Annotated in this window: 5 protein-coding genes; all 5 read right to left on the bottom strand. The window is 51.3% G+C overall.

The features are described 5' to 3' along the window. Positions 1-70: 70 nt before the first annotated feature. The 5 genes from VJY99_RS03365 to fdnG all read right to left on the bottom strand — a co-directional run bounded on the left by VJY99_RS03365 (position 71) and on the right by fdnG (position 6,535). Complete coding sequence (locus VJY99_RS03365) at positions 71-1,189, bottom strand: YbdK family carboxylate-amine ligase (protein WP_324116330.1); 1,119 nt, start codon at positions 1,187-1,189, stop codon at positions 71-73. Between the two features lie 317 nt (positions 1,190-1,506). Next, entirely contained in the window at positions 1,507-1,761 is a 255-nt protein-coding gene (locus VJY99_RS03360) for a DUF1158 domain-containing protein (protein WP_324116328.1), read from the bottom strand. A 181-nt stretch (positions 1,762-1,942) separates the two neighbouring features. Then, positions 1,943-2,599 carry a formate dehydrogenase-N subunit gamma gene (gene fdnI / locus VJY99_RS03355; RefSeq protein ID WP_324116326.1) on the bottom strand — a complete coding sequence of 219 codons (657 nt, stop codon included), beginning with the start codon at positions 2,597-2,599 and terminating at the stop codon, positions 1,943-1,945. After that, complete coding sequence (gene fdxH / locus VJY99_RS03350) at positions 2,592-3,476, bottom strand: formate dehydrogenase subunit beta (RefSeq protein ID WP_324116325.1); 885 nt, start codon at positions 3,474-3,476, stop codon at positions 2,592-2,594. Before fdxH ends, fdnI begins: the two co-directional genes overlap by 8 nt. An 11-nt stretch (positions 3,477-3,487) precedes the next feature. Further along, positions 3,488-6,535 carry a formate dehydrogenase-N subunit alpha gene (gene fdnG / locus VJY99_RS03345; protein WP_324116323.1) on the bottom strand — a complete coding sequence of 1,016 codons (3,048 nt, stop codon included), beginning with the start codon at positions 6,533-6,535 and terminating at the stop codon, positions 3,488-3,490. Positions 6,536-6,818 lie beyond the last annotated feature (283 nt).

The following is a 6,818-nucleotide window of genomic DNA, read 5'->3' as shown; positions in this document are numbered from 1 at the left end:
ATTATATTTATATATCAACTGTATTGAGCGTAATAATTACGCTCAATTGTATTAAATAAGAGTAATAAATTTATTCTGTTGCCCAAATTTCACATTTTTCGCGTACCAATTCGGTTAACAACCCCCCTTCGGTGACAAATTGGCGAATGCGACGAGTGTCACTGTTGTTGCTGCGAACGTAGCCGTCTATCGCTTCCAATGCCGAGGTCGCCTGCAGTTGTGCCGCGTAGGGGGCGAGAGTATCAAGCAGGGGGAAAATATCTTCTGCCAACGTGTGTTGCTCACCGTTGCGGACATCCGTCAGCACCCCTTCAAAGCCAAAGCGGCAGGCCTGAAAACGGTTAAAACGGTACAGCAGATAATCTTCAGAACGCGGGACAAACGGGCGCTCGCTAAGTAGCCAATGCGCCAGTGCCTGAATAAAACCGGCGATGTTGACCGCACGAGTGAGGGTCAATGGTGTATCCATCACGCGCACTTCAACCGTGCCAAATTTTGGGCTGGGGCGAATATCCCAATGCAGGTCTTTCATTGATTGAACAATGCCGCTGGACTCGAGCCGCTGGTACATCCATTTAAACTCCTGCCAGTCGCTCACAAACGGGGCCGGGCCGTTGTCGGGGAATGCCGAGAATATATTCAGGCGTGACGAAGCATAAGTGGTGTCCTCGCCCTGAATATAGGGTGAAGAGGCGGAGAGGGCGATGACATGCGGAATAAAGCGCGATAAACCGTGCATTAAATAGATAGCGTCTTCTTCATTTTCGCATCCGACATGAACGTGCTGGCCAAAAACCGTGGCCTGCTTCATTAAATAACCAAAGAGCTCAAGCGTCTGGTTATAACGTTCACTTTTGCATACTTCCTGGCGCTGCCATTTTTGAAATGGATGGGTGCCACCCCCACAAATTGCCAGATGATGTTGGCTTGCAGACTGTAGGACGTGCTGGCGCAAACTAGACAGCTGCGAATGTGCTTGGGTGATATCAGCACAGACTCCGGTGGCAATTTCCAGCATGCTTTCGGTAATGTCATGTTTGACTTCACCTTCGGTCACAACGTCTTTTAGCGAATTAACCAGCAGCGATGAATCCTGGCTGAGATCATTGGCGGGTGGATTGATTATTTGCAATTCCAGCTCAATACCGAGGGTGTAGGGGTCAGAATGGGTAAAATTACTCAGTGGCATACTGTCATCTCATTTTTTGCACCCGCACTGAGTGCATTCATGCATTTAGTATAGTCAGCCGTTTGGGATTTACCTTTAATCCGCAAAGTAGTTTTACATTGTTATTATTTTGAGCAGTAATTAACTTTTACTTTAAAGTAATAAAAACTGTGTAAAAACATTCAAGAATTAAAAATGAAATAACAGTAGAAGATGTTTTCTGATACGAGGGTGTATTAATTGATTACGGGTAGGTGATTATTAGTACTGTGATTGATTTTTGTATTTAAAGGGGGGCGCCACTATTTAGGCGGTATTCCACCGCCTGGAATCGCCATCTACGCTTCCCGGTTAATTGAAAACCAGCGTCGCCAGATAAAACGAATCACGAAATATTCAATTGCGCCTAAGGCCAGAAACCACAGGCAAAAGATAATAGTGTAGAGCTGGTTCATATCCAGCAAATGAAATGTCTTGATGAGTTGATGCGCAAGGTCAATAGTCAGCGCCGGAGCGGGGAGCAGCAGGCAGGACAAAAAAGCCAGCAGTAAGATACCGGCAGCGCTCATCAGGGCTTCAAGAGGGTGTTTCATGTCATTGTTACGCCGAGGTAATCCCCTTCATACTTCAAGCTGCAATTGCGTTGGCCGCCTTCGTGCAACTCGAATTATTTTGGGTATAAAACATTTCCAGGGGCGCATTGTCCTGGAAAATAGCCGCCGATACAAATCGCCCCTTTCCCAGGCCTAAATTTACCGAGGAAAGGGGTGGGGATTACAGCCCTTCGGTGCTCTCTTTTTTCGCTTCTTTTGCACGAATCGCACGATACCAACGCGGATGGTGTTTGCTCGCCCAGCGGCGGCTGACTTTGCCGACGATCATGCCTTTAATCGACCCTTTCACCCAGAACGCCATATACATATGAATCAGAATGGCGTGGATCAAAATAATGGCGACCGTTGCGTGAATGAGCAGGCTGTACCGCACCAGTTTGATGGAAAAGTACGAGGCAAAATAAGGCCGCCAGATAATCACACCGGTCACCAGCAGCACGAAAATCATGCTCATGATGGTCCAGAACATCATCTTCTGCCCGGCGTTATATTTACCCACATCCGCCACTTTATGCTCGTTGCCTTTCAGCACTTCGACAATATTTTTAATCCACGGCCAGTCCTGTTTTTCCGGGATATTGTGATGAACGAAACGCACAAACATAAACATCAGCGCCACGAAAATCAGCACCCCAAAGAACGGGTGCAGAATACGGCCCATTTGCGGGGTGCCGAAGGTTTCCGTGAGCCATTGCAACGTCGGGAAAAACAGCGCGATACCGGAGAGCGACACGAGGAAGAAGCAAATCACTACCGTCCAGTGGCAGGCACGGTCGATAAACTTCGTCCTGACGATCATTTTGCTCTGCTTATTCATGATGCTCCTCCTCGTCTTCATCCACCTCTTCGTTCGGCCCGATACCGATGTAATGGAAAATCAGTCCGGCAAAGGTGGCGATAAAACCTGCCGCCGACAGCGGTTTGAGGATCCCTTTCCACAGGTTTATCGGTACGTCGATTTGCGGATTTTTTGGCAAATTGTGGTACAGCTCCGGCTGATCCGCATGATGCAGTACATACATCACATGGGTGCCACCCACGCCTTGCGGGTTATAAAGACCGGCGTTCTCAAAACCGCGTTTTTGCAGCTTCGCGACGCGCTCGTCGGCGACATCCAACATCTCCTTCTTAGTGCCAAAATGAATGGCACCCGTTGGGCAGGTTTTCACGCAGGCCGGCTCCTGGCCAACACTTACGCGATCGACACACAGCGTGCATTTGTAGACCCGGTTATCGTCTTTATTCAGGCGTGGAATATTGAACGGGCAACCCGCAATACAGTAGCCACAGCCAATACAGTGTTCCGACTGAAAATCGACGATGCCGTTGGCGTACTGGATAATGGCTCCCGCAGACGGACATGCTTTCAGGCAGCCCGGATCTTCGCAATGCATACAGCCGTCTTTACGAATCAGCCACTCCAGCTTGCCGTTTTGCGTGGTCTCGCTAAAGCGCATTAACGTCCAGGATTTGGCGCTCAAATCGGCGGGGTTATCGTAAACCCCGACGCAATGACCGACTTCATCGCGGATGTCATTCCACTCCGAACACGCCACCTGGCAGGCTTTGCAGCCAATACAGCTTGAGACGTCAATCAGCTTGGCCACTTCTTCCTTGAAGTCGCGGGCATGTGGCGGCGGTGTAAACCCATTGGTCGCCGAACGCTTGATAATATCCTGAGATTGCATGGACATGAGTTCGCTCCTTATGCCTTCTCAATGTTGACCAAAAACGCCTTATATTCAGGCGTTTGTGAGTTGGCGTCGCCGACGGACGGGGTGAGGGTATTGGCGAGATAGCCCTTACGCGCCGAGCCTTCAAAGCCCCAGTGCAGTGGGATCCCGACGGTTTCCACTTCCTGCCCGCCTGCATTCAGCGTTTGCAGACGTTGTGTTACCACCGCAACGGCACGAATAAATCCGCGCTTGCTGCTGACTTTCACAGCGTCACCATTCGCAATACCTTTGGCTTTCGCTAACTTCTCGCTGATTTCCACAAACTGTTCTGGTTGCACAATCGCATTCAGCCGCGAGTGCTTGGTCCAGGTGTGGAAGTGCTCGGTCAAACGATACGTAGTGCCGACATACGGGAACTCGTTACGTTTACCCATGCGTTTGGCATCGGCTTCGTACAAACGCGCGGCGGGATTGGAAACCACATTGGGGTGCAGCGGGTTGGTGCCCAGTGGCGTTTCAAACGGCTCGTAGTGCTCAGGGAACGGGCCTTCTGCCATTTTGTCGATGGCAAACAGGCGACCTAAACCTTCTGGTTGCATGATAAATGGCCCTACATCGCTACCTGGAGGTGAGGTGTTGTAGTCGGGAATATCATTGCCAACCCACTTCGACCCGTTCCATTTGATTAACATGCGTTTCGGGTCCCACGGTTTACCCTGTGGGTCGGCTGAAGCGCGGTTGTAAATGATGCGACGGTTAAGCGGCCACGCCCAGGCCCAACCCAGCGTGTTGCCAAGACCTGACGGATCGGCGTTATCGCGGTTTGCCATCTGGTTGCCTTTCGCCGTCCAGCTTCCGGCGTAAATCCAGCAGGCGGACGCTGTCGTTCCATCGTCACGAAGCCACGCGAACGAATCCAGTAATTGGCCCTTTTTCGCCAACAAGTTGCCACTTGGGTCGTAAAGATCCTCCAGCGCATAGCCGTTGTTCTCTTTAGCGACTTCTTCAGATTCTGGACGGTCGGGTTGGTCGTAGTGCCAGCTCATTTTCAACAGCGGTTCCACGCCTTTGCCGCCTTCGGTGCGATACAACTCACGCATACGATGGTAAACCCCGGCCAGGATCTCGCCATCAGTCAGTGCTTCACCGGGGGCGTCCGCGCCTTTCCAGTGCCACTGCAACCAGCGCCCGGAGTTGGCAATCGAACCGTCTTCTTCGGCAAAACAGGTCGACGGCAAACGGAACACTTCGGTCTGAATATCCGCCGGGTTCACGTCGTTCATCTCGCCGTGGTTCTGCCAAAAATTGGATGTTTCGGTGACTAATGGATCGATAGTCACCAGGAATTTCAGCTTGCTGAGACTGGCAACGACTTTGTTTTTGTCCGGGAATGAGGCGACCGGATTAAAGCCCTGGCAGATGTAACCGCTGACTTTGTTGCGGTCCATCATGTCGAAGTACTTCAGCACGTCGTAGGACTGATCCCACTTCGGCAACCAGTCAAAGCCCCAGTTATTCTCACGAGTGGCATCGTCACCGTAGTAGGCTTTCATGAGGCTGACGAAGAACTTCGGATAGTTGCTCCAGTAGTTGACCTGGCCCGGGAGTGTGGCTTTTGGCGTGTTGGCGGCCAGATAAGTTTCGAGGTCCGTGTGCTTTTCAGACGGAAGAGTCAAATAACCTGGCAGGCTGGTGGACAGCAGACCGAGATCGGTCAACCCCTGGATGTTTGAGTGCCCACGCAGTGCGTTCACGCCCCCGCCCGCCATCCCCATATTGCCGAGCAGCAACTGGATCATCGCCATGGTACGGATGTTCTGTGCGCCGACGGTGTGTTGCGTCCAGCCCAGTGCATACAGGAAGGTGGTAGTGCGATCGACAGCACTGGTGGAGGCCAGCACTTCACACACTTTCAGGAAGTCAGACTTAGGCGTGCCACAGATATGCTCGACAACTTCCGGCGTATAGCGGGAAACGTGCTCTTTGAGCAGGTTCCACACGCAGCGCGGGTCGGTGAGTGTCTCATCGCGTCTCGCATAACCGTTTTCGTCGAACTGGTAGTTCCACGTGGTTTTGTCGTACTGGCGTTTTTGTTCGTTGTAGCCGCTGAACAACCCATCTTCAAAGCTAAAATCATCGCGCACCAGCAAGTTGGCGTTGGTGTAGTGCTTAACGTATTCGGCGTTGATTTTGTTATTGGAAATCAGGTACAGCAGCACGCCCGACAGGAACGTAATGTCGGTGCCGGAGCGGATAGGCGCATAAATATCCGCAACCGAAGCGGTACGGGTAAAGCGCGGATCGACCACAATCAGCGTGGCGTCGTTATTGTTTTTGGCTTCCATCGCCCAGCGGAACCCCACCGGATGCGCTTCAGCGGCGTTACCGCCCATCACCATCACAACGTTGGCGTTTTTGATATCAACCCAGTGGTTGGTCATCGCACCGCGACCCAATGTTGGAGCAAGACTTGCTACCGTTGGTCCGTGTCAGACGCGCGCCTGGTTATCTACCGCTAACATGCCGAGCGAGCGCACAAATTTTTGCGTCAGCATGCCTGTTTCGTTGCTGGCCGCCGACGCGCATAACATGCCGGTGGAGAGCCAACGGTTGACGGTTACGTTTTGTTCATTCTTCTCAACGAAGTGGGCATCGCGGTCGTCCTTCATCAGGCGGGCGATACGCGTGAATGCGTCATCCCAACTGATGCGCTGCCATTTATCAGAACCTGGTGCACGATATTGCGGATAACGCAGGCGGGTTTCGCTGTGGATGTAATCCAGCAGGCCTGCACCTTTCGGGCAAAGCGCACCACGGTTGACGGGATGGTCCGGGTCACCTTCGATATGAAAAATGCTGGATTTGGCGTTTTTCGCGCCATCGCCCAGGCTGTACATCAGCAAACCACAGCCTACGGAGCAGTACGTGCAGGTGTTGCGGGTCTCTTTCGCGCGGATGAGTTTGTAATCGCGCACCTCCGCAAGTGCCGCTTTGGGTGCAAACCCCAACACTGCGGCCGTTGTCCCTGCCATACCGCCGGCACAGATTTTGAAGAATTTTCTGCGACTGACGTCCATCGTAACCTCATTGTTATGACGTATGAATGGCGGTGAAAGTAGCAACCGTGTGCGGTGGTATATTGAGCAAAATCAATTCGATAAGGATTGAGTAGCGAACCGCTACTTAATGAGTAGACAAAGTGAATACTTAATAACCCTATTGGATGAATAGTTTTATTCAGTGAGATAGAAAATATTTTTTATGTCAGAAAGATGATTTTTAGCATGAACATGGATATGAGACATACCGTTAGTGAATTAAGAAATAACTCATCTAAGAATGAATCTCTTGATTTGACTC

The sequence above is a fragment of the Buttiauxella sp. genome, from assembly GCF_035271705.1.
Taxonomy (GTDB): domain Bacteria; phylum Pseudomonadota; class Gammaproteobacteria; order Enterobacterales; family Enterobacteriaceae; genus Buttiauxella.
Note: the sequence above shows the minus strand (reverse complement) of the source record. Positions and strands in the feature narration are given on the sequence as shown.